General features: G+C 47.7%; 21 protein-coding genes. 9 read left to right on the top strand and 12 right to left on the bottom strand.

Annotated elements, in window-relative coordinates; translation table 11 throughout:
* Window positions 1-17: 17 nt before the first annotated feature.
* The 5 genes from V8Z93_RS07965 to V8Z93_RS07945 form a co-directional block, all read right to left on the bottom strand.
* A complete protein-coding gene (locus V8Z93_RS07965; protein ID WP_439431211.1) occupies window positions 18-1508 on the bottom strand; it encodes a DUF5723 family protein in 1491 nt (496 codons plus the stop codon).
* A 56-nt stretch (window positions 1509-1564) separates the two neighbouring features.
* Complete coding sequence (locus V8Z93_RS07960) at window positions 1565-3334, bottom strand: hypothetical protein (RefSeq protein ID WP_439431210.1); 1770 nt, start codon at window positions 3332-3334, stop codon at window positions 1565-1567.
* A 320-nt stretch (window positions 3335-3654) separates the two neighbouring features.
* A complete protein-coding gene (locus V8Z93_RS07955) occupies window positions 3655-6051 on the bottom strand; it encodes an ATP-dependent helicase (protein ID WP_439431209.1) in 2397 nt (798 codons plus the stop codon).
* Window positions 6052-6388: 337 nt separating this feature from the next.
* The gene (mtgA, locus tag V8Z93_RS07950) at window positions 6389-7123 is read right to left on the bottom strand and encodes a monofunctional biosynthetic peptidoglycan transglycosylase (RefSeq protein ID WP_439431208.1); all 735 of its coding nucleotides are present in this window, start codon (window positions 7121-7123) and stop codon (window positions 6389-6391) included.
* A gap of 69 nt (window positions 7124-7192) precedes the next feature.
* Window positions 7193-7882: an OmpA family protein gene (locus V8Z93_RS07945; protein WP_299334939.1), complete on the bottom strand. Its 690-nt coding sequence runs from the start codon at window positions 7880-7882 to the stop codon at window positions 7193-7195.
* A 308-nt stretch (window positions 7883-8190) separates the two neighbouring features.
* On the opposite strand from V8Z93_RS07945, the gene proS reads away from it, so the two are divergent.
* The 3 genes from proS (at window position 8191) to V8Z93_RS07930 (ending at window position 10779) form a co-directional block, all read left to right on the top strand.
* Entirely contained in the window at window positions 8191-9672 is a 1482-nt protein-coding gene (proS, locus tag V8Z93_RS07940) for a proline--tRNA ligase (RefSeq protein WP_439431207.1), read from the top strand.
* Window positions 9673-9744: 72 nt separating this feature from the next.
* Window positions 9745-10203: a hypothetical protein gene (locus tag V8Z93_RS07935; protein WP_439431206.1), complete on the top strand. Its 459-nt coding sequence runs from the start codon at window positions 9745-9747 to the stop codon at window positions 10201-10203.
* Between the two features lie 183 nt (window positions 10204-10386).
* On the top strand, window positions 10387-10779 hold the full coding sequence (locus tag V8Z93_RS07930) for a hypothetical protein (RefSeq protein ID WP_439431205.1): 393 nt from the start codon (window positions 10387-10389) through the stop codon (window positions 10777-10779).
* Window positions 10780-11134: 355 nt separating this feature from the next.
* Here the strand turns inward: V8Z93_RS07930 and V8Z93_RS07925 are convergent, their stop codons facing one another.
* The 6 genes from V8Z93_RS07925 to V8Z93_RS07900 form a co-directional block, all read right to left on the bottom strand.
* Window positions 11135-11698 carry a DUF5675 family protein gene (locus tag V8Z93_RS07925; protein WP_439431204.1) on the bottom strand — a complete coding sequence of 188 codons (564 nt, stop codon included), beginning with the start codon at window positions 11696-11698 and terminating at the stop codon, window positions 11135-11137.
* Between the two features lie 50 nt (window positions 11699-11748).
* Window positions 11749-14511 carry a hypothetical protein gene (locus V8Z93_RS07920; protein WP_439431203.1) on the bottom strand — a complete coding sequence of 921 codons (2763 nt, stop codon included), beginning with the start codon at window positions 14509-14511 and terminating at the stop codon, window positions 11749-11751.
* A gap of 309 nt (window positions 14512-14820) precedes the next feature.
* Entirely contained in the window at window positions 14821-15930 is a 1110-nt protein-coding gene (locus V8Z93_RS07915) for a phage antirepressor (protein ID WP_439431202.1), read from the bottom strand.
* Window positions 15931-16505: 575 nt separating this feature from the next.
* Window positions 16506-17015: a hypothetical protein gene (locus tag V8Z93_RS07910; protein WP_439431201.1), complete on the bottom strand. Its 510-nt coding sequence runs from the start codon at window positions 17013-17015 to the stop codon at window positions 16506-16508.
* A complete protein-coding gene (locus V8Z93_RS07905; RefSeq protein ID WP_439431200.1) occupies window positions 17002-17172 on the bottom strand; it encodes a hypothetical protein in 171 nt (56 codons plus the stop codon). The genes V8Z93_RS07910 and V8Z93_RS07905 overlap by 14 nt, the downstream gene beginning before the upstream one ends.
* 258 nt (window positions 17173-17430) lie before the next feature.
* Window positions 17431-17847 carry a hypothetical protein gene (locus V8Z93_RS07900; RefSeq protein ID WP_439431199.1) on the bottom strand — a complete coding sequence of 139 codons (417 nt, stop codon included), beginning with the start codon at window positions 17845-17847 and terminating at the stop codon, window positions 17431-17433.
* An 840-nt stretch (window positions 17848-18687) separates the two neighbouring features.
* On the opposite strand from V8Z93_RS07900, the gene V8Z93_RS07895 reads away from it, so the two are divergent.
* The 6 genes from V8Z93_RS07895 (at window position 18688) to V8Z93_RS07870 (ending at window position 23366) form a co-directional block, all read left to right on the top strand.
* Window positions 18688-19296, top strand: coding sequence for an HU family DNA-binding protein (locus tag V8Z93_RS07895; protein ID WP_203041975.1), 609 nt, complete (start codon window positions 18688-18690; stop codon window positions 19294-19296).
* A gap of 108 nt (window positions 19297-19404) precedes the next feature.
* Window positions 19405-19500 (top strand): smalltalk protein, encoded by a 96-nt coding sequence (locus tag V8Z93_RS07890; RefSeq protein WP_203041976.1) that lies wholly within the window; start codon window positions 19405-19407, stop codon window positions 19498-19500.
* A 299-nt stretch (window positions 19501-19799) separates the two neighbouring features.
* Entirely contained in the window at window positions 19800-20669 is an 870-nt protein-coding gene (locus V8Z93_RS07885; RefSeq protein WP_439431198.1) for an Rpn family recombination-promoting nuclease/putative transposase, read from the top strand.
* A 304-nt stretch (window positions 20670-20973) separates the two neighbouring features.
* Window positions 20974-21831 (top strand): Rpn family recombination-promoting nuclease/putative transposase, encoded by an 858-nt coding sequence (locus V8Z93_RS07880; RefSeq protein ID WP_439431193.1) that lies wholly within the window; start codon window positions 20974-20976, stop codon window positions 21829-21831.
* A 309-nt stretch (window positions 21832-22140) separates the two neighbouring features.
* The gene (locus V8Z93_RS07875) at window positions 22141-22605 is read left to right on the top strand and encodes an Rpn family recombination-promoting nuclease/putative transposase (protein WP_439431197.1); all 465 of its coding nucleotides are present in this window, start codon (window positions 22141-22143) and stop codon (window positions 22603-22605) included.
* Window positions 22606-22913: 308 nt separating this feature from the next.
* Window positions 22914-23366: a PD-(D/E)XK nuclease family transposase gene (locus V8Z93_RS07870; RefSeq protein WP_439431196.1), complete on the top strand. Its 453-nt coding sequence runs from the start codon at window positions 22914-22916 to the stop codon at window positions 23364-23366.
* Between the two features lie 185 nt (window positions 23367-23551).
* Here V8Z93_RS07870 and V8Z93_RS07865 read toward each other — a convergent pair whose 3' ends face one another.
* Window positions 23552-23728: a hypothetical protein gene (locus tag V8Z93_RS07865; protein WP_439431195.1), complete on the bottom strand. Its 177-nt coding sequence runs from the start codon at window positions 23726-23728 to the stop codon at window positions 23552-23554.

Raw genomic sequence — 23728 nt, 5'->3', positions numbered from 1 at the left:
TCGCAGCTGCTTTCGTATTACAACTCGGCTACAGCCTTTTTCTTCGATTCCTTCTCCAGTTTCTTCTGGCTTACTCCACCCCACGCCACATTCATGCCGATGGCGATGCTGGCGTTGGAACTCAGAGGGATGAACTCCTTGCTGGTCTTGCCCAGAAGATGATCCATGCCGATGAAGAGATTATAGCCGCTAGGATGGATATTCAGCACCCAACCCATGCTGGTAGAAAAACTGTTCACGGCGAAGTTCACGCCGCCATCCAGCCAGCTCAGAGGCTTCCAGTTGGCACTCACTCTACCCTCGGTCCAGGTGTAGGAACCGTTCAGACGGGTACTGCTCAGGGCACCAAACGACAGCTTCTTATACATAGGCAGGGTGTATTCAGCACCCAGGTTGATGGTGGCAGCCAATGCCGTAGAACGGCTTCCGGCATCGCCCATATCCTTCAGATTGGCGAAATCAGAAAGCTGGTCGCCGTAACTGTCCATCTTGTCATCCAGGGTTCCGCCCGAACCGCTGCCCACAGTGGTATCATGGAAACCGTTGAAAACAAACTGGTTCTTGGCATTCACCGCCTTCATGTTGTTGTTCCAGTTGATGAAACCCAGGTCCATCACGGCAGCACTCACCCTCCAGTCGTCGTTAATCTTATATTCAGCACCCAGATCCAATGCCATGCCGAATCCGTTCAGTCCGAATCCATCCACGTCCACATCGTCCACATGCTCATACTTGCCCTGTGTGCCGTCTGGCGAAACGTGGCTAGGGTCGTTATACTCCGAAACCTTGCTCTTGTAAGTAAAACCCTTCACGGAAACCTGCGCAGTTCCCTCACCCGAAAGCGTCCACTGGTCTGCGCCCGCCAGATTAGCCTGCACATTCTTCAAATCCACGTCGGCAGCGCCCACACCCAGCAGGAACTTCAACTTGGCACCCATTCTCAGTTTTTCGTTAATCTGATGGGAATGGCCCAGCGCCAGCTCAGCGTAGGAACGGGCACGCAGACTCACGTCGCCGATGTTGTAATTCTGGTTGCCCGTATTCTTGGCAAACTCAAAGAGCTCGTAAGGAAGCACCATGCCGAAGCTGGTCTTCTCGCTCAGTTCGATGGTGTTGTATCCGCCAAACGCCTTGAAGCCAGCGGCAAGGATGGTGAGGTTCACGTCGCCCACAATTTTATTGTCGCCCTTGCTGAAACCCTTCAGCGCATCGCCCGTAGAGATGTAAGGGTTCATGAAGGTGGTCATTCGCTTCTGTCCCGGCTGTCCGAACATCGGATTCTTCATCACCACGTCCTGATAGCCGAAGTTACCACGGGTATTCACGCTGATGTTTCCCAAAGCCGGGATAGAGATGAAACTGCATGAATCGCCAAAGGCTGGATTCAGGTTGTGGCGATAGTGATAGCCCTCAGTGAAATAGGCAGAGTTCAAGTTCTGCGCCATCGCTGCGCAACCCAGCATCAGCAGGGATGCCGAGAGGATATATTTCTTTGATAAAATCTTCATAATCATCTACTTAACTGTTATTCAATTAAAATCATCTTCGAAAGAGATTTCTCGATTTAATTAAAATCACCAATCACCTTTCCTACCAGTTTAATCTTGATGTCGTTCAACTTCAAGGTATGCTTCTCGGCATTGAGCACCACGCCCGTAACGGCAATTCCGCCCTCGCCCTTGGCCTTGCCCGAAACCACCACCTTCAAGCCGTCGAGCTTCTTGAAGGCATCTGCTTTCTTCTGCAGAATCTTCACGCTCAGAGGCGATGTAGCTGGGGTCGTGCCATCGGCAGAAGCCTTGATTTCGCCCGTAATCTCCACTTCCAGTTCGTCCTTGCTGATCTCTCTTCCGTACACATCTACAGGGGTTGCCTTCACGTTGAGATAAGCTGGCACACAACTGGTTACCTGGGCAGACAACTGGACATAGGCGCCATCCGCCATGTTCAAATCCTTGATATCGTCGTTCCATCCGTCCAAATCATCGGAATATTCGATGCAGGCATCCTCGGCAAAGGCGATAGGCGAATCGATGCTATAAGATGGAGCCACCTCGTAGTCATGATAGCCCAACTTAAAGGTACCCGCCTTCTGATTGTTGGCTCTGGCGTTTGCCTGGAAGGTAATCTCATCAGGCATGGTCTTCACGAGATTTGAAAGATTTGGAACCTCCACTTTCTCCACGTCGCTGCCAGCTTCCGTTGCCGCAGCATTTCGGCAGATTACCACCTGGGTAGTGCCATTCGCCTTAACAGCAAACTCAGGCACCTCAACGCTGGCGATTTCCCTGCCATCCTTCAGACTCTTGAGCGTACCGCCCGCAAAGCCCTCGATACCGAGGTTGCTGTTGAGTGTGAGATAGATTTGCGGATTATAGAGATCCACCACCACGTTGCCATCCTTCAGGAAGTCTGGAATGCCCGAGATGTGAACATTGCCCAGGGTATTCAGGTTGATGGTTGGGTTAAAATTACCCGTAGCGCCGGTAATCTTGATATCGCTCATCGAGAGATTGTTCTTCATGGAAACGGATGAGATACCGGATGAAAAAGAGTAGTTGCTGGTTTCCACCGCCATGTGAACCTTACCGGTGAGCTGAATCTTCTCGCCAAGGTTGGTCTTTGCGATTTTCAGTTCGCCCAGTTCATCCTTCTTGGTGAAATCGAGTCCCACGATGTCAATCTTCTTCTCCAGATCTTCCGAAGTAGACACATTATTTAATGTGATAGTATTGCCCTCAACCATCTTTCCGTCCACGGCAAGTTTCATGTAGGATGGGAAGGTAAGGGTAATCTTGTCGAATTTCTCTACCATGCTAGCCAGGTTCTGGAAGGAAACCTTCAGGTTGATGGTGCTGCTCACCTCGGCAGCAGTCAGTTCTTCCACCTCCTGAGGCTTGTTACCCTCGTAAGAGAATTCAAACACGTCGCCCTCGCCATGGAGCATGACTGCAGCTCTTGATGCTCTTGAATTTCGAGCCGAAGAGTTGAACGAAAGCGTGATATTACTGGAGCTTGACTGTCGGCGTGCCACCGTGATGCTGTTAATGTAAGGATGAGCCGCCTCCACATCATTTCCCTGCTGGCGGAATACATAGTCGAATCCGGTAGAGGCATCAGCCACCACGGAGCCGTTTTCCTCCAGGTCGAGCACTTCAGATAGTTTGATGTTATCGGTATTGCTGGCTGGCAATTCCAAACCATCTCCACCGATTCCAATGGTAGCGTCTATGTTGTTGAAATCATAGTCGCTATCAGAACAACCGGTTACCAAGAGGCTTCCCATCACGAGTATAGATGAGAACAGCCTGATTTTCAAGTGTTTTGTTTTCATTGTTCCTAAATATTATTAAATTAAATTTCATGTTCTTAAAAAAATATTATTCATCGGATTACGCGGAATAAACGGAGCCTTAACCGCCTTCCTCGGATTACTCACGGATTTTAAACGGAAACTCGACCTGACGGTCGTGGCGATACCCCCTAAAGTTGGAGTACAGAGGTCCATAACAACAATTGGGCCAATGATTACGCGCCAGCCCAATGGCCGTAAGGCCAAATCCGTTTAAATTCCGTGCGTAATCCGCAGAGCAAGAATGTTCCGATTCCTCCGTGTAATCCGATGAAGAAAATCTATGAAAAAATCCAAGAGATTTATTCGATAATCGTATATTTTGCAAACTTCAGCAGAAGCTGCTTGGTGCCGGCATGGGTGAATGCCACTGTTGCCTTGGCATTCTCGCCAGAGCCTTCAAGCTTCAATACTTCACCAATGCCGAAACGCTGATGCTCTATCTTGCATCCTTCTCGAAGAGAAGAAGAAGAGGATGATGCTGGTTTTGGTGAAGATGATGATGCAGCAGATGCAGGCTTTAATGATGAAGAGAATGATGCAGTTGGCTTTGGCTTCGGCGATGTATAGGATGGCTTCGGATCTGCCTTAAACTGCGATGATACAGACTTAGAATCCCACGGCATTCTTCCGCCATAACCGCCATCTGAACCATAAGAATCTCTGCCGGAACTTCTATCTGAACCATAGGAACTTCTTCTTCCATAGCCACCAAATGATGATCTCGAATTCATTTCCTCACCCTCAATCAACTCAGGATCAATCTCTTCTATGAAGCGGCTCGGATTGTCAAACTCCATTTTGCCATATCTGAACCGGTTTTGCGCATTCGTCAGGATGCAATGCTTCTCGGCACGGGTTATCGCCACATACAGCAGGCGGCGCTCCTCCTCCAGCTCCCTCACAGTGGTAGCCGCAATCGGACTCGGGAAAATGTTCTCCTCCAAACCCACCACGAAAACCGTAGCAAACTCCAGACCCTTCGCCGCATGAACCGTCATCAGCGAAACCCTCGGCTCATCCTTCTCGCCGTCACTGTCGGCATCCGTCAGCAACGCCACATCCTGCAGGAAATCCGAAAGGAAAGTCTCATCCATCCTGCCCTCCTCCTGGCGCTCAGCCACGAAGGTCTGCATACCGCTCAGGAACTCCTCCAGGTTCTCCTGTCTTGCCAGGTCGTCGGCATCCTTGCCCTGCATGATATCCTCGCTGATTCTCGCCTCCTTGATGATGGCATCGCCCAGGGCATACACATCAAGCGTATGCGAACGGTCGATGAACGAACTGATCAGCAGTCGGAAATTCTCCAGCTTTGTCAAGGTACCCTTGTTCACGTTCAGCCCGTAATGCGCCGCCTCGCCAATCACCTCCCAGATGCTCACCTGGTTCTCGTGGGCGCAGGCAGCCACCTTTGCCACCGTGGTAGCACCGATGCCGCGCGCCGGATAATTGATGATTCGCTTGATAGCCTCCTCATCGTCCGGGTTCGCCACCAGTCGGAAATAAGCGATGATATCCTTGATTTCCTTGCGCTGGTAGAAGCTCAGTCCGCCGTAGATGCGGTAAGGAATGCCCTGCTTTCTGAACTCCTCCTCGAAGCTTCGGCTCTGGGCATTGGTGCGGTAGAGAATGGCGAAATCATCATAGCCGCAATCGTCCTGTCGCTTGATGCGCTTGATGTCCTTCGCCACAATCAGCGCCTCCTCCTTGTCGCTGTAGGCTGGCTTATACTGTATCTTCTCGCCCTCGGCATTCCGGCTGAACACCTCCTTGGGAATCTGGTTGCGGTTGTGGCGAATCAGACTGTTGGCCGCCTCCACGATGGTCTGCGTACTGCGGTAGTTCTGCTCCAGCTTGAAGAGGCGGGTGCCCGGCAACTGGCGCTGGAAGTTGAGGATATTGTCGATGTTGGCGCCACGGAAACTGTAGATACTCTGCGAGTCATCGCCCACGGCACACACGCGCAACTTCTCCCTGCACAGCTGCATCACGATCGACATCTGCACATGGTTGGTATCCTGATACTCATCCACCAGGATAAAGTCAAACCTCTCGGCATACTTTCGTCTCACCTCCTCATGGTCTCTGAAGAGCTGGAAGGTAAGCACCAGCAGGTCGTCGAAATCCATGGCGTTCGCCTGCTTGCACCGCTGCACATACTCCTTATAAACCTCGCCCATCTTCTCCATGTTGCTGCGCTTGTTCTGCATAAAGATGTCGGCATCGGCATCGTATGCCTCTGCACTCATCAGGTTGTTCTTCGCCTTCGAAATCTTGGCGTGCACGGCAGCCGGCTTGTAGGTTTTCTCGTCCAGCCCCTTCTCCTTCACAATCGCCTTGATGAGCGAACGGGAGTCGGATTCATCATAGATGGTAAAATTGCTGTTGAATCCGATATGCTCCGCCTCGGCACGCAGGATGCGGGAGAAGATGCTGTGGAAGGTGCCCATGTAGAGATGCTGAGCCAGGTCGTTGCCCACCAATTTTCCGATACGCTCCTTCATCTCACGGGCCGCCTTGTTGGTAAAGGTGAGTGCCATGATGCTCCAGGGCTTCATCCCCTGCTGCAGCAGATAGGCAATCTTATAAGTAAGCACACGCGTCTTTCCGGAACCTGCGCCGGCTATTACCAGCGAAGGTCCATCTATATAACTCACAGCCTGTTGCTGCGCTTCGTTCAAGTCTTTCAGTAAATCCATTAATCAATATTTAGCCGGAAATATATTCACTAACTCAAGTTTCGCAAGTAAGCCCCACACGCCCTGAAAGGGCAGAAGCTCCTAGCCCAGGGCATCGCCCTGGGTGTTTATGGACGCAAAACTGTCGCCCTGTAAGGGCAAAAGCTTTCAAATACCTAGCAATAACAAAGCTTTTGCCCTTACAGGGCGCCTTGCTGATTGCCATTATACCCAGGGCGATGCCCTGGGCTAGGAGCTTTTGGGCCTTCAGCCCGTACTTGAACCACATGCGAAACTTCAGTTCACTAATAATTAATCACTAATAATTAATCACTAATAATTAATCACTAATCACTCATCACTTCCCCCTATATCCTCCCACGGCAGTACCCGGGTCGTAATCCTCGCCTTCTCTCGGGAAGGAAGGGATGAACTTCATCTGATGTTCTATCTGGCGCTGGCGCTTCTTCATGTAGGCGCTAGGATGCAGCGAACTGAACTTGAGGGGATTAGGCAGCGTGGCCGCTATCAGGGCACACTCGCCACGAAACAGATCCTGCGCCTTCTTGTCGAAATGATACTCCGCCACGGCATCCACACCATAGATTCCGGGACCCATCTCGATGCTGTTGAGATAAACCTCCATGATGCGCTGCTTGCTCCACATCAGTTCGATGAGGAAGGTGAAATATACCTCGAAGCCCTTGCGCGTCCACGAACGGCCCGGCCAGAGGAACACGTTCTTCGCCGTCTGCTGACTGATGGTGCTGGCGCCATGCACCTTGCCACCATGGGCATTGTTTCTTGCCGCATGCTCAATGGCATCAAAGTCGAAACCATGATGCTTCAGGAATCGGGCATCCTCGCTCGCCATCACCGCCACAGGCATGTGGGGCGAGATTTTCTCCATCGAAACCCAATGATGATGCAGTGTAATACTCTCTCCATCAGCCACTTGCTGAAAGCAGCGGATAATCATCAGCGGAGTGAGATACACCGGGATGAAACGGTAGGCTACTACAGCAAGAATGGTGGTGCTGAAAAACAGCACCACCACCCATTTGATTATATTTCTAACTTTTTTCAATACCATAGATTGAAAAACAAAAAATTTTAAAGTCGATTTATTACTTCTTTCCTAACTTCGAAGCAAGAAAGATTCTTACTTCAAAGTACCATTGTTGGCAGCGTTAACCATTGCCTGGCTAGCATAGAGATAAACCTCTACACGGCGGTTCTGGGCACATGCAGCCTTGGTAGCAACCACTGGGTTAGAAGAACCCAGACCCTGTACGCTCTTTACCTGACTTGCAGATACGCCGCAAGAAGAAAGATAGTTGTATACAGCCTTGGCACGGTTCTCACTCAGAGGAACGTTTACGGCATCAGAACCTGTAGCATCAGTATAACCCTGGATAGCAACCTCGCAGTCGCTGTTGTTCTTCAACACCTGAGCAAACTTAGCCAAATCGTTCTTGGCATTAGCGTTGAGAGTAGAACCGTTCAATGGGAAGAGGATACCAGAATCGAAGGTCACCTTTACGGCAGTCAGTCCGTTGGCATCTGTTACTGTGGATACCTGTGCATTCTTCACAGCCGCAGCCTCTGCCTTTACCTTATCCATGTGCTTTCCAATCAGGTTACCCGCAGTACCACCCACGGCAGCGCCGATGGCAGCACCCACTGCAGCACCTGTTCCACGATGGCTATTGTTCAACAATCCACCAACAAGTGCACCCAAGGCAGCACCAGAACCGGCACCAACGGCAGTACCCGTCTTCTGATTGGTTCCACAACTACCAAGAATGAGCAGCATAGAAAGCGCTGCTGCAGTTAAATTCATCTTTTTCATTTTAAAATTCTCCTATAATTATGTTATAATTGTTCAATAAACCTATTTTTTGGTGCAAAGATACTTATTTTTCCCCAAAAATGATAGGTTTCTAATATTTTTTTTGTAATTTTGCATGCAAATTTACATGTATTTGCCGAATTAAGGCAGGGAAAATGCCTATTTCCATGTAGGAAATCCCCTAAATGCCAATTTCGGGAGACTCAGGACGCCCCCTCCATCAAGGCTTCCCCTTCTCCGCCCAGGGTGCTATACATTATTATATATATAAAGTGAAAATATAAAAAAAAAGAAATATAAATAGGAATATGGCTAAAGAACTTAAGAATTTGACCAAGCGCGCTGATAACTACAGTCAGTGGTACAACGACTTGGTTGTGAAGGCTGACCTCGCAGAGCTCTCGCCAGTTCGCGGATGTATGATCATCAAACCATACGGCTACGCTATCTGGGAGAAGATGCAGCAGCAGCTCGACAAGATGTTTAAGCAGACTGGTGTACAGAACGCATACTTCCCTCTCCTCATCCCGAAGAGCTTCTTCTCTCGTGAGGCTGAGCACGTGGCTGGTTTCGCCAAGGAGTGTGCCGTGGTTACACACTATCGCCTGCGCTCTACAGAGGACGGCACCGAGGTGGAGGTTGATCCGAATGCAAAGCTCGATGAGGAGCTCATCATCCGCCCTACTTCCGAGACCATCATCTGGAACACCTACAAGAACTGGATTCATTCTTGGCGCGACCTCCCTATCCTCTGCAACCAGTGGTGCAACGTGATGCGTTGGGAGATGCGTACCCGTCCGTTCCTCCGCACTTCAGAGTTCCTCTGGCAGGAGGGCCATACTGCCCACGCCACCAAGGAAGAGGCTGAGGCTAAGGCTCAGGAGATGCTGAAGGTATACGCTGAGTTCGCCGAGAAGTATATGGGCGTGCCTGTATTGCAGGGTGTGAAGAGCGAGACCGAGCGCTTCGCCGGTGCCCTGAACACTTATACCATCGAGGCTATGATGCAGGATGGAAAGGCACTGCAGAGTGGTACATCCCACTTCCTGGGCCAGAACTTCGCCAAGAGCTTCGACGTAACATATTTGAACAAGGAGAACAAGCCAGAGTACGTTTGGGCTACTTCATGGGGTGTTTCTACCCGATTGATGGGTGCCCTCATCATGGTTCACAGCGATGACAACGGACTGGTATTGCCTCCAAAGCTGGCTCCAATCCAGGTGGTTATCATTCCTATCAACAAGGGCGACGAGCAGTTGGCTCAGATCACAGCCAAGTTGCAGCCGGTCATCGACCAGCTCCGCGAGCTGGGCATCAGCGTGAAATATGATGACAACACCGCTAAGCGTCCTGGCTTCAAGTTTGCCGACTATGAGCTGAAGGGTGTTCCAGTGCGCCTCGCCATGGGTGGCCGCGACTTGGAGAACAACACCATCGAGATTATGCGTCGTGATACATTGGAGAAGGAGAACGTCAGCTTCGATGGCATCGTAGAGCGCGTGAAGAACCTGCTCGACGAGATTCAGGAGAACATCTTCGAGAAGGCTCGTGCTTATCGTGATGCTCACGTATACGAGTGCGACAACTACGAGGAGTTCAAGGAGCGCGTGAAGGATGGCGGTTTCTTCCTCTGCCACTGGGACGGTACAGCCGAGACCGAGGCAAAGATCAAGGAGGAGACACAGGCAACTATCCGTTGCGTGCCATTCGCTTACGAGCAGACTCCTGGTGTAGATATGGTAAGCGGCAAGCCAGCCGTGGCCCGTGTCATCATAGCAAGAAGTTACTAAAGAATTATATAAAAAAAAGTGGGTTTTCAAAATCATAATTTAGGTTTTGAATAAAATTTAGATTTAGGTAAGATGAAGCAGCTGGTGCGATACATTCTTTTGATTGTATCCATGGTCTTAATAGGTCATGGCGATGTATCGGCTGCTTCTAAATTTTCTGATTTTCAGGATTCTTACGCAAGTGCTGCTTGCCAAAAAGATGGACAGTACGCTTCCGAAGCCCTCCCGAAGAAGGATGGTTTGGCGAAGGTAGAGCACCACGACCAGCAGCAGGAAGCCCAGTTGGAGAATGCCTCGTCACAGGCCTACAGGGCGTGCAGCGAGCGTCCTCAGCGATTATTGCCGAGTGGCAATATTCATGGTGGCAATCAGGCAGCAAGTAGATTGCTCTTACATAGAATCCGTTTATTATCCACCCTTTTATCCGCCCTTTATGGTGGCATGGAGCCTGTCCGCCAGGAGAGTGCCCCTATCCACTTTGATGTCGCCAGCAAATATTATGTCATTTGCCTGCGGCGTCTCCTCTGCTAGTTTCCTTTTTTTTTTTAAATTTATTAATGAGCATATATATCGTATATCCCTCTGGTATGCGATAAGGATTTGCACACCCCTATCCTAAATCAGCAGGATTAACAGAATCCCCTGATTATCAAGAAAAAACAGTTCAATTATATATATACAAAACAATTTTAAATTAGAAAAGGAAACATTATTATGGCAAAGATAAATCATTTGGAAATGACAGAGAATTTGATGGCACTCAACGACATCGAGGTGAAAAAAGGCTTCATGGGTTGGACTATGAAACTTGTTTACAAGCCAACCAACAGCGTGCTCAAGGTGAAGGAACAGGAGTACACCATAGAGGATGGCAGAAAACTGGAGAACATCCTCGCTTCTGCCCCTGAGAACATGGAGGCTGCCATCAGCAAATTCCCCGTTTCTACAGTAGGTATGGGCAACATGAAGCTGGAGGCATGCATCTCGCAGGATGGCCAGTTTGTAGCCGCCCAGCTTTTGAGCTTCAAGGACTTCAGCTACCAGCCAGTCACCGAGATGAAGGTATATACCGGTAAGACAGCCGAGGCATTCGCCAAGCTGTTCTAAGAAAAAGTTGAGGAGGGTGTGTCATTATTCATCGGATTACGCAGAATAAACGGAACCTTAACCGCCTTCCTCGGATTACTCACGGATTTTAAACGGAAACTCGACCTGGCGGTCGTGGCGATACCCCCTAAAGCTGGAAAAAGCCAGCCTATACTGGGCAATCGCAAGCCAGCCTATACTGCGCTAGCCCAATGGCCGTAAGGCCAAATCCGTTTAAATTCCGTGCGTAATCCGTGAAGCAAGAATGTTCCGTTAACTCAGCGTAATCCGATGAAGAAAAACGATGAAGAAAAACGATGAAGCAACAAAAAAGAGGGTGTGTCTTGGACTTTTGACACACCCTCCTCTTTTTCGATTAAACAATGGTAAGCCAGATGGCCTCATCCCGCTCCTTCGCTTCCGAAATGCGCTGCATCAGGCGATGCAGCCAGATGCGGGAATTCACAACCATACCCTTCACCTTGTTCTCACCCACCAGAATACACCCCTGCGTATCGGCGGGATAATTCCCCACATGAATCCGGATGCCCTCGAAACCGGGCACACCCTGCACATAGGGCAACCACTCCTTAAATCTCGGCGACTTGGTAACCAGCACGGGGTAAGTGCCCTCGGGAATCGCCGTGGCGCCCTTCATCTTCTGCGCCTTCTTGCCCGACACACGTCCCAATCGCACATTCTCCTCTTCGGGCTTCAACTCCACCCCCAGAAGATTGCGCCAAGTAGGCTCCAGGGTATCACAAAAATAGGTCTCCCCGTTCAGCAAACCGTGGTCGAAGGTACTTGTGAACCAACGCTTCAGATGCGGGTTCATCATGGCACAGTTCACCTTTCTCGTCACCTCCCCATCCTTCAGGATATACAGATGCCCAATGGTATAGGCATCCTTCCTGGCAATACGCTTCAATATGATTTCCATAAAAAAAACTATAAACTATAAATTGTAAACTATAAACTATAAATTGTAAACTATAAATCGTGTCTATACTTAAGCTTTCTAAAACTGTCACAACTGTAACTGTCACGCCCATCCTCGCCCTGCGGCTTGATTCGCTCGATATACTGTCGGTGAACCCACTGGCGGATGATGCCCTTGGTGCCCTTCTGCTCCAATCCATGTTCCAATCGGAGAGCCTCCAACTGCGACAGGGTGAACACATCGGGCAAAAGCTGCAGCAGATTCTCCGGTCCACGCTTCGAACTTCTCTCGGCACTGTTCATTTCCTTCGCAATCATATCACCAAAGAAACGCATCTTGCACCACAGGTCGTAACGCTCGCTCCAGCGGATAAAGTCATCAATCTCAGGCTCCCACTTGAAACCATTCGCCACATAGAGCACGCATGCCTTGAGATAGGCTATCACGTTGGCACGAAAACTGAAATTCTCGTAGATGCGGTTCTGGGAGGTGCGGGCAAACTCGGCATTCTCGTTCTTCAGCACCGTGGCAAGCTGGAAGGCTTCCGGACAATCTACAAGTCCCGTGGCCATGCAGAGGTTCTCGATGTAAGGCTTCAAAGCCGTGCGATATGCCTCGTCGTAGGTGCCGTAAACAGGAATGTCCTCGCCTATCTCCCTTTCAGGGATGGTGCAGAAATTGATGCGGCTCAGCGGTCCGTCTATCAGCACCTTCGAGAAATAGCGCTGACCTTTGTCGATGGTGGAAGACGCATTCCAGTTGAATCGGATGGTAACTCTTTCCGTAACACTCTGAACACCAACGCGCTGCTGACCGAAGGTATTTCCTGGGTCAAAGGCGAGACACATGATGCGAAACTGCTGGTTTCCCATTCCCCTGAGGGCGTCAAACTGGTCGAGCTCGTTCATGGAAGTATAAAGAAAGTGCTCCTGCGCCTCGGCAGTACGCATCACGAAAGCCGGATTGGTCATATCGGCATCAATCTCCTGGATGATAAGGTTTTCCGGACGTTTGCGTTTGTCCTTATTGGCACCTTTTCGCACCATTTCATCCTTCCATTCCTTTTCACGGCGCATGTTTTCCTTATCACGCTTGCGGATATCCTCCATGATATAGTTGATGGGCATCTGCACGCACGATTTTCCGGCACCGGTACCGGCAAGCAGGCACACGGAAAGCGTAGCTTCATGCTCCACGTTGTCAATATATCTGAAGCGTGTTCGCCAGAGATGCGTGGCGAGTGGCGGAAAGATGGCGCAAGCCACGGCTGGCTTGTAGATATCCGGAGTCTTGGATACCAGGAGTTCTACGAGCTTGGGCAGCTTCTCGGGCATGGGTGGCGGAGCAGGATATTCATCATCTTCACTTTGAACGTCGGAATTAAAGCCCGCCAGGCGCCCCGGGGATTTGCAATCCCCGGCAAGCAAGCTGTACCCAGCATCCCCCATAATAGAACCCCCAACCAAGCCGCTTGCCGCCTTCTCAGCCGTGGCATTGATACGAATCACATCACGCGAAAAAGGCTTGGAGCTGTCTCCATATTTCGCATAGAAATCATGGATCAGCTGATGGCAGTCACGCTCCTCGTAATAGCTAGGCATCTTCTTCGCCACCACCTTCATCAGCTCGTCCTCGCCCATTACTCTAGATGCTCCTGCGCTCATGATGGCGAGCAGGGAAGAATGTCTCGAACCTACGGTATCAATATCCATTCCGCTCAATCCCACCGCCTCCTTGAAGAGTTCGAAAGCTATGAGATTCTTCTCACTTGCGGAATTTTCATTCATCGGATTTCCATTCATCGGATTTTCTTCATCATTTTTCTTCATCGGATTACACGGAGGAATCGGAACATTCTTGCTTCCCGGATTACGCACGGAATTTAAACGGATTTGGCCTTGCGGCCATTGGCTAGCGCCTTGAGTTCCGGTATCAGCCGAGCAGCCATCCGCATCAGCAGAGCCACTCCCCCCACCTAAGGCGGCTAAGGTTCCGTTTAAATTCTGCGGCGAATAGCCTTCCGATAAAGCGGCTAAGGTTCCGTTTTTTCCGCGTAATTCCGATGAAGAAAAACCAGATGAAGAAAAACCAGATGAAGAAGAACCAGATGAAGAAAAACCAGATGAAGAAGCTCTTCCGTCAATCGTCAGCCCCCTCTTCACGAAGGCCTCTCTTCTCAACGAAATCTCCTCTGCGGGCAGCACCCCATACCACTCTTTAGAACGATAAATCTCGGAATCCTTATCCGTAATAAAAATCATTCTCTCAGGCGATATGCAGCTCTCATCATAAGGCACACCCAGCGCCTCGCAATACGCACGCTGCGTCTCCTCGATGGTCATCCCCACCGGCATGCGGATATCGATATGCAGCTTCTTTCGGGCGGAATACTCCAGATGCAGCAGCTTGCCTTTCCAGATGGTGTCGCTGCAGTTCAGCACCCTCGCCTTCTCTATCGCCAAATCCACATACTCTTTGTCATCCACATCCACGGTAGTCTGAAAGAGAAAAGCCGTAGGATCCGCATTATTCTGCGCCCTTCGATTCTTCAGAAAACGATAGTAATGCGCACAACGGAAAGGCAACTGCCCCTTGATTCTCTGTTGCGCCTTGGCGATCTTGGCCTCATCAACCCTGTCCACGCTGCGAATGGACTTCTCGCCACGAATCTGCAGCACCATCTCGTGCAGCCAGGGCAGCGAGATGGTCTTGTCATACTCCGAGAGCGGCTGGCAGCAAGCGCTGCCCTTGTTGCCCCCTCGGAACCCATTGAATGCAATCAGATGTTGCATCGTTTCATTTTGTACACTCATAATTTTTTAATTTTCTTCATCGGATTACGCGGAGTTAACGGAACATTCTAGCTTCACGGATTACGCACGGAATTTAAACGGATTTGGCCTTGCGGCCATTGGGCTAGCGCCGTATAGGCTAGCTTGCGATTGCCCAGTAATGGCTAGTTTTTTCTGCTGTAGGGGGTATCGCCACGACCGTCAGGTCGAGTTTCCGTTTAAAATCCGTGAGTAATCCGAGGAGCAAGAATGTTCCGTTTCTTCCGTGAAATCCGATGAATAATAAATGATTAATAATTTATATCCGATGAATAATAAATGATTAATAATTTACCCCAGATTCTTCACCTCATACATTTCAGCGAGTTCCCAGTAACGCTTCACCAGGTCGTGGATAAACTTTCTGCCCTTCTCGGTCCATACCAAGTAAGTGCTCGTCACCACTCTACCCACCTTACGCTTCGTTCCGTCGCCCGCAGGCGCCATAAAGGCACGATACTTGGTTCGGCTCTTCGCCAACCCCATGTGCGCATACTCCGCATAGAGCATATACTGTCCGCTCTGGTAATACTGCACATGCAGGGAACAGAGCGAGCGGTTCAGCTCCTGCGCCGTGATGCCCAGCTCCTTCGCCACCTGGGTGGTGGTGAAGCACGAAACGGAATCCAGCACATTATCCGAATACATCGCCTTCGGCAGAAGTCCGTCCACCTGACGCTCCAGGGCCACAACATTCTGTCCCTGAATAGCCATGCGGACCATCTGGTCGTTCACCTCCTCGTTGAGTCGATGAATCTCCTCATCCTGCTCGCCGATGAGTTTCTTGTCGAGTCCCATCTGCACTTCCTGCTGATGCAGTTTTGATTTCTGCTCCTCCATCAGCTTCTTCTGTTTCTCCAGCAGCGCCTCCTTTTCCTTCAGGGTAGCACGGAGAATCTGTTCGGCATTGCGAATCATCTCCTCCTCGCTCTCCCCCTCATTCACCGGAATATAACCGCCCGTCTTGCGAATCTGAGGCAGCACCACCGAGGTAACCCAATCCTTAAACATCAGAGCCGATGGCAGCTTGGACCCCAGCACCAGGGCATAGAAGCCGCTCTCGTTAACGAAGATCATCTGCACAATCTGCATTTTACCCTCGCAAACACCAAAGCGATTTTTGGCAGGTCTAGCAACATAGCGTTTTACGATATCGCTAGACCTAACATGCTGACTTACAGCACTTGACGAATTTTTATATCCCAGTGCATCACACAAATCCTTAGCACAGAACCAAGGTTCGCCCTTCTCATCAGTAGCCATGCGAACCATTCCGAACTCCGGATTTTCAAACACACGCACCGGTGCCGCCTTTTTCTTATTCTTAGAAGACTGCGCACCACACTTGGCAGAGCCAGCAGCCTTGCTGCCCTCCACCTTCTGACTTTTTGAATTTGTCATTGTTGTAAAAATAATTAAAGTTTCGCAAGTGGTTCAAGTACGGGCTGAAGGCCCAAAAGCTCCTAGCCCAGGGCAGCGCCCTGGGTATAATAGCAATCAACAAGGCGCCCTGTAAGGGCAAAAGCTTTGTAAATTGCCTGATTCTTTTGAAGCTTTTGCCCTTACAGGGCGACAAACTTGCGTCCATGATTACCCAGGGCGCTGCCCTGGGCTAGGAGCTTCTGCCCTTTCAGGGCGTGTGGAGCTCACTTGCGAAACTTGAGAAAATAAAAAATGAATGATTAAACAAAATAGAAATATTGAACTTACTCCAGTAAGCCCCAAACCTTAGAACATATCATAAAGTTCAAACCTCAAAGTTCAATGTAACAAAAAAAATTGTATCAGCCTTGTCAAAGAACGATGGGCTGATACGCTGCGCCAGCTACAACCTGGCGCGAAATCCATGCCAGCACCCTGGCAATAGAAAACGGAAAAGCCCCGAATCCCAGAACACGGCTCGTTCTGAAATCCGGGGCAAAAGTACTGCGATTTTTGGAAATAAAAATAGTACGAACTAGTACACCATACTAGTACTAGTACTTGTTAATCTCCTTGTTATATTTCTTGGTTTGCTTGGTATTCTGACCATTCACAAACCCCATTCTCAACCTCTCTCTATTGATATTCCACAACTGGGAAAAGTCCACCCAGCAGGAAGAAAGATTCAGCTCAAACTGAGCCTTCATAACGATGCAACCCATCTGAGCAACAGTCAGTTGAGGATCTGGCTGATAATTCTCATCCAACACTCCTGCATCCTGCATTTTATGAAGCCAGGCAATTCCTTGGGGTGTAGAAAGCTCCTTGGGAATGGCCGTAACCTTAGCGACCTCCTCCTTCGCAACCTCCTCTTTCGCAACCTCCTTCACCTTTTCTTCAGCGTCAGAATCCTCATCATCCACCACCTCGAAATCAGCCTCACAGACATCATCCTGAGAAGCCTGATTTTGAGCCAGATGAATAAACTCATTGAAATTATCAACATGGTCTATACGAACCAGTTTAGACTGGTCATAGAAATTATAAGTATCATTTGTCTCCATCTTTCTCCTTCTTTTTATCGTTCAATATTTTAAAACGGTTATTATCACCTGGAATCTGCACGAGGATACTATGATCGCGCATATTCACGTTAACTACTACGACGATTAATCTCATCTGGGCAAGCTTAATCAGCACTTTAAAAATTAATTTAGCCATGATCTTTTTCTTTTGGATTGTTTGTTTGTAATGACTAAACTACTTGCCTCACTTTTTGGGGAGGAGGGGAGCCCTTACGTGTTTCGCAAGGTGACGGATGCTATAGGGGGCATGATACGGCATGTATGCTCAGACATACCCCCAAAGACATAATGAATGTTCCATCGTTTTTGATTTGTTGTTAATTGATATTTAAAAAAACTCATGTCGCTCATAGCTAGTATTAGTCGACATTTTTCTTGCTACTTATACAAATCACTATTTCAGTACTATCTGACGCAAGTCTTCTCCTTTATTAATCAGGTCGAAACATTTATCAGCTTTATAACCGAAGATACGCTTGTATTTCTCGATATTGTCATCAATGCCCTTCATCTTTTTCTTATAATCCGAAACGGTATCATTTCCCTTAAGATCCTTTTTATATTTCATCAGATAATAAGCTATGACATAAGGCATTTTTCCCAAAGTAGAAATCGAAATCTTAGGATCAGTCTTTCTCAATTTTGTTATTGTTTTCTGACTTATCTTAAAATCTGCTTCCACATGAGAAGGAACGATGATTTTAGCAACTACCAAGCTATCCAGGAAGTCTCCTATGCACTTGATACCTGCATCCTTCATCACGATTACATGATAATGATATTTATTTTCTATTTTACTTTCTGCACTCATGTTTAGAATTTTAATGTTGAGTGCAAATTAAGTAAAATATTTGATAAGTTCCAAATCGTGTACGACATATAGAAATTACCTATTTATTGAAATATTTAACGTTTTTATATTTTTATAACCATTAAAAGAGAAATTCAAGCAAAAAGAGAGAAAGTAAACATCGTTAACGAGTTACTTTCTCTCTCCATACTTTTATGGATGGGCAGGTTATATCATGAGCTGCATTCTGCTCACTTCATGCATTATTTAATTAAGACCTTGATGGTATCCATGCCGATTTAACGCCTCTGCTTGAAGCCATCAGATTTTTTATCAAGGAGATAAGCGAACAAGGTGCTCAGTACAAAAACTAAAAAGAGGGGAAACTACCTAGTAGGCGTTACGTTACAGATGTGACAGTTTTATCCGGAGGGGTAAACCTATTTTTTTGAACTTTCAATCTGTAAGTAATATAAATTAACTTATATATATAATATATATAAGTTACTTCTATAAACTGGCTATAAGGGGGTTGCGATAAAAACTGTCACATCTGTAACGTAACGCTTTTTGGCAGGATGATGAATCCCTGCACCCCGAGTTGCTTACAGAAACTCATAGCTTTCGGAAGATCATCTCGTAGATTTCTCACAAAAGAATCTATGAGTTTTTTTATTTAACGGGAAACGGTGCAAATGTTAATTCCGTTTAACACAACTGTGCAGGGTAATTTTTGGCGGTATCAGATAAAAGCCGTACCTTTGCACCCGTCATTCAGAGAAACCACCCACCCTGGTTTCTCGGGATGGCAAGAGTGAATCAATAATCAATAATCAATAATCAATAATCACTAAAAAGCTTATGGGACAGGGAAATATTAAGTATCGCAAAGTGAAGCGCACTCCCCAGACGGGCGAGAACGCAGGTAAGGAACTCTGGTATGCCACCGTGGTGACCGACCGAGAGATGAACTTCGAGGAGTTCGTGGACCACATTTCATCTCACAACTCGCCTTACAGTCGAGGCACCGTGCATGGTGTGATGATGGATATGCTCGACTGCCTGAAGGAGCTGATTCTCGATGGCAAGAGTGTTCGTCTGGGCGACCTGGGTCTCTTCTCCATCGGCATGAGTTCTCATGGCGAGGTGAGCCGCGACAAGGTTTCAGCAGCCAGCGTTGAGGGCATCCATTTGTTGGTAAAAAATACCAAAACTTGGAGTAATAACGAGCTGAAGAAGCTCTGCAAGATTACTGCCTACGACAGCTACGGAGCCGATGAGACTGATGGCGGCGGAACCAATCCGGGCGGCGGTTCGGGCGACACCAGCCAGGGCGGCAGCGGCACCCAGGGCGGCGGAACCTCTGGCGGAACCGGCAGTGAGAACACGGGTCAGGGCGGCGGCTCCGACTCAGGCACGACTGGCGGCGGAAGTGACGCCACCGGCGGCAACGAGCACATCACGTTGTAGAGTTAGCCCCCTAGCGGGGCTTCTCTTCTATCCTATCACATCGCATCACTAAAAGTTAATCATTAATCACTAAAAAATAATCACTAATAAACCATCACTAAAAAGACAATGAAGAAAGAAACTTGGAAAACCGTGATTCAGATTATAATCAGCATTCTCACTGCCATTGGCACTACGCTGGGCGTAACGAGCTGCATGAGTTAAGAAAATAAGGGCTGCAATGAGTTAAGAAATAAGGGCTGCAAACGGCATGATGCCGTCTGCGGCCCTTTCTCATTATGTATATAATCCGAATCCTCAGATACAAATTTATTTAATCCGAATCCTCAGATTACAATCCCAAGACCGAGCAGGTCTGAAATCTGCGGGATTATCCTCCCATACCTCTTCTTTTTCTTCTTTTAAAAAGAAAATCCCAGAATTTCTTGGCAGTTTCAATAAAAAAGTGTATCTTCGCAGCAGAAATGCAATATTGCGTCCACGACCATATAAAACGTAAGAAAATGGCAAGATTTATAGATCCGCGTGTCGATTGGGCTTTCAAGCGAATCTTTGGAAGCGAGGACACGAAAGAATGCCTGATAACATTCCTCAACGGATTGTTTGAAGACGAGTTGGTAATCAAGGACGTGACGTTTGCCAAGACCGAAAAACTTGGCTTGCGCCCCGATGACCGCGGTGTGGTCTTCGATGTCTATTGCATCACAAACGAGGACAAGCATATCATCGTCGAGATGCAGAAGAAAGAACAGGAATACTTTGCCGACAGGGCATTGTATTACACGGCACGTGCCATTGTGCAGCAAGGCGTTCGTGGAATCTGGGACTATCACTTGGCTCCAGTCTATACGGTATGTTTCATGGATTTCGTGTCGTCGAGTCCGATATTAAAGAAGTTTCGCACCGACTTGGTGCTTACCGATTTGCAGACACGCCAGCTAGTGTCCGACAGGATGCGTATTGTGTACCTCCAACTGCCATTGTTCGACAAGCATACGGAGGCAGAGTGTATGGATATATTTGATTGTTGGATTTATATAATGAAGAATATGAACATGTTTGAGCAGATGCCATTCAGCGAGAAGTATCCAGTCTTCCGCAAGTTGGCAGAGATAGGCGACCTCCGCAAGCTTTCCCGCGAAGAGCTTGAGCTTTATGACGAGGACATCAAGAATATGCGTGATATTTATGCCACCAGAAAGTTCGATGAGAAGAGAGGAATGGAAAAAGGAATGGCGAAAGGTCGAGCAGAAGGTAAAGCAGAAGGTAAAGCGGAAGTAGCCCGTAACTTGTTGGCAATGGGTATGTCTTGGACTCAAATCATACAAGCTACAGGATTAACAGAAGACCAGCTGAAGCAACTTCAGTCGTAGTGTATGTACATTATCTACTAGTCGTTTCTATTAGCATAAGTTACCCGTCAGGTGTTTCTCTGGCTTTTAAATTGCCGGAGCGCCTGACGGGTAAAATCTTTATACCGGAGTTGTGTTTCAACCTCAAGACCGAGCAGGTCTAAAATCTGCGTAATCTGCGAATCAGCGTGATTATCCTCCCATACCTCTTCTTTTTCTTCTTTTAAAAAGAAAATCCCATAATTTCTTGGCAGTTTCAATAAAAAAGTGTATCTTCGCAGCAGAAATGCAATATTGCGTCCACGACCTTATAAAACGTAAGAAGATGGCAAGATTTATAGATCCGCGTGTCGATTGGGCTTTCAAGCGAATCTTTGGAAGCGAAGACACTAAAGAATGCCTGATAACATTCCTCAACGGATTGTTTGAAGACGAGTTGGTAATCAAGGACGTGACGTTTGCCAAGACCGAAAAACTTGGCTTGCGCCCCGATGACCGTGGTGTGGTCTTCGATGTCTATTGCATCACAAACGAGGACAAGCATATCATCGTCGAGATGCAGAAGAAAGAACAGGAATACTTTGCCGACAGGGCATTGTATTACACGGCACGTGCCATTGTGCAGCAAGGCGTTCGTGGAATCTGGGACTATCACTTGGCTCCAGTCTATACGGTATGTTTCATGGATTTCGTGTCGTCGAGTCCGATATTAAAGAAGTTTCGCACCGACTTGGTGCTTACCGATTTGCAGACACGCCAGCTAGTGTCCGACAGGATGCGTATTGTATACCTCCAGTTGCCATTGTTCGACAAGCATACGGAGGCAGAGTGTATGGATATATTTGATTGTTGGATTTATATAATGAAGAATATGAACATGTTTGAGCAGATGCCATTCAGCGAGAAGTATCCAGTCTTCCGCAAGTTGGCAGAGATAGGCGACCTCCGCAAGCTTTCCCGCGAGGAACTTGAGCTTTATGACGAGGACATCAAGAATATGCGTGATATATATGCCACCAGAAAGTTTGATGAGAAGAGAGGAATGGAAAAAGGAATGGCGAAAGGTAAAGCGGAAGGTAAAGCAGAAGTAGCCCGTAACTTGTTGGCAATGGGTATGTCTTGGACTCAAATCATACAGGCTACTGGATTAACAGAAGACCAGCTGAAGCAACTTCAGTCGTAGTGTATGTACATTATCTACTAGTCGTTTCTATTAGCATAAGTTACCCGTCAGGTGTTTCTCTGGCTTTTAAATTGCCGGAGCGCCTGACGAGTAAAATCTTTCTACCGGAGTTGTGTTTCAACCTCAAGACCGAATAGGTTAATAATCTGTGTGTATCTGTGAAATCTGTGGGAAATAGAAAAATCAGCGAAGAAGATTTGCGAAATTCAAGACCGAGCAGGTCTAAAATCTGCGTAATCTGCGAATCTGCGTGATTATCCTCCCATACCTCTTCTTTTTCTTCTTTTAAAAAGAAAATCCCATAATCTCTTGGCAGTTTCAATAAAAAAGTGTATCTTCGCAGCAGATTTGCAGACACGCCAGCTAGTGTCCGACAGGATGCGTATTGTATACCTCCAGTTGCCGCTATTCGACAAGCATACGGAGGCAGAGTGTATGGATATATTTGATTGTTGGATTTATATAATGAAGAATATGAACATGTTTGAGCAGATGCCATTCAGCGAGAAGTATCCAGTCTTCCGCAAGTTGGCAGAGATAGGCGACCTCCGCAAGCTTTCCCGCGAGGAACTTGAGCTTTATGACGAGGACATCAAGAATATGCGTGATATTTATGCCACCAGAAAGTTTGATGAGAAGAGAGGAATGGAAAAAGGTAAAGCGGAAGGTAAAGCGGAAGTAGCCCGTAACTTGTTGGCAATGGGTATGTCTTGGACTCAAATCATACAGGCTACTGGATTAACAGAAGACCAGCTGAAGCAACTTCAGTCGTAGTGTATGTACATTATCTACTAGTCGTTTCTCTTAGTATAAGTTACCCGTCAGGTGTTTCTCTGGCTTTTAAATTGCCGGAGCGCCTGACGGGTAAAATCTTTCTACCGGAGTTGTGATTCAGCCTCAAGACCGAATAGGTTAACAATCTGTGTGTATCTGTGAAATCTGTGGGAAATAGAAAAATCAGTGAAGAAGATTTGCGAAATCCAAGACCGAGCAGGTCAAAATCTGCGTAATCTGCGAATCTGCGTGATTATCCTCCCATACCTCTTCTTTTTCTTCTTTTAAAAAGAAAATCCCATAATTTCTTGGCAATTTCAATAAAAAAGTGTATCTTCGCAGCAGATTTGCAGACACGCCAGCGAGTGTCCGACAGGATGCGTATTGTATACCTCCAACTGCCCTTGTTCGACAAGCATACGGAGGCAGAGTGTATGGATATATTTGATTGTTGGATTTATATAATGAAGAATATGAATATGTTTGAGCAGATGCCATTCAGCGAGAAGTATCCAGTCTTCCGCAAGTTGGCAGAAATAGGCGATCTCCGCAAGCTTTCCCGCGAAGAGCTTGAGCTTTATGACGAGGACATCAAGAATATGCGTGATATATATGCCACCAGAAAGTTTGATGAGAAGAGAGGAATGGCGAAAGGTAAAGCGGAAGTAGCCCGTAACTTGTTGGCAATGGGTATGTCTTGGACTCAAATCATACAAGCTACTGGATTAACAGAAGACCAGCTGAAGCAACTTCAGTCGTAGTGTATGTACATTATCCACTAGTCGTTTTTCTTAGTATAAGTGACTATGCCAGGGCGGGCAGAAAAAATCTTCTGCCATAAAAACAATAAGGGCTGCAAACGGCATGATGCCGTCTGCAGCCCTTTCTCATTATTTATAAAATCCGAATCCTCAGATTACAAATTTATTTAATCCGAATCATCCAATTACAATCCCTGACCTGGATATCTCGGATCATTAGTTCCATAACCCGGTCCCCACTCCTCGTAGTCATCCTTTGGATTTTCTGCACTCGCCTGCATGATGCAGCAGGAATGCTCCATCTCGATTACCTGAATCGATGGTGCAAAATACTCTTTCTTCTTCATGAATTCTTTCATCAT

Origin of the sequence: Segatella copri, from assembly GCF_051861805.1 — a bacterium.
Classification (GTDB): Bacteria; Bacteroidota; Bacteroidia; order Bacteroidales; family Bacteroidaceae; genus Prevotella; species Prevotella copri_M.
This window is presented reverse-complemented; position numbering and strand designations above follow the sequence as displayed.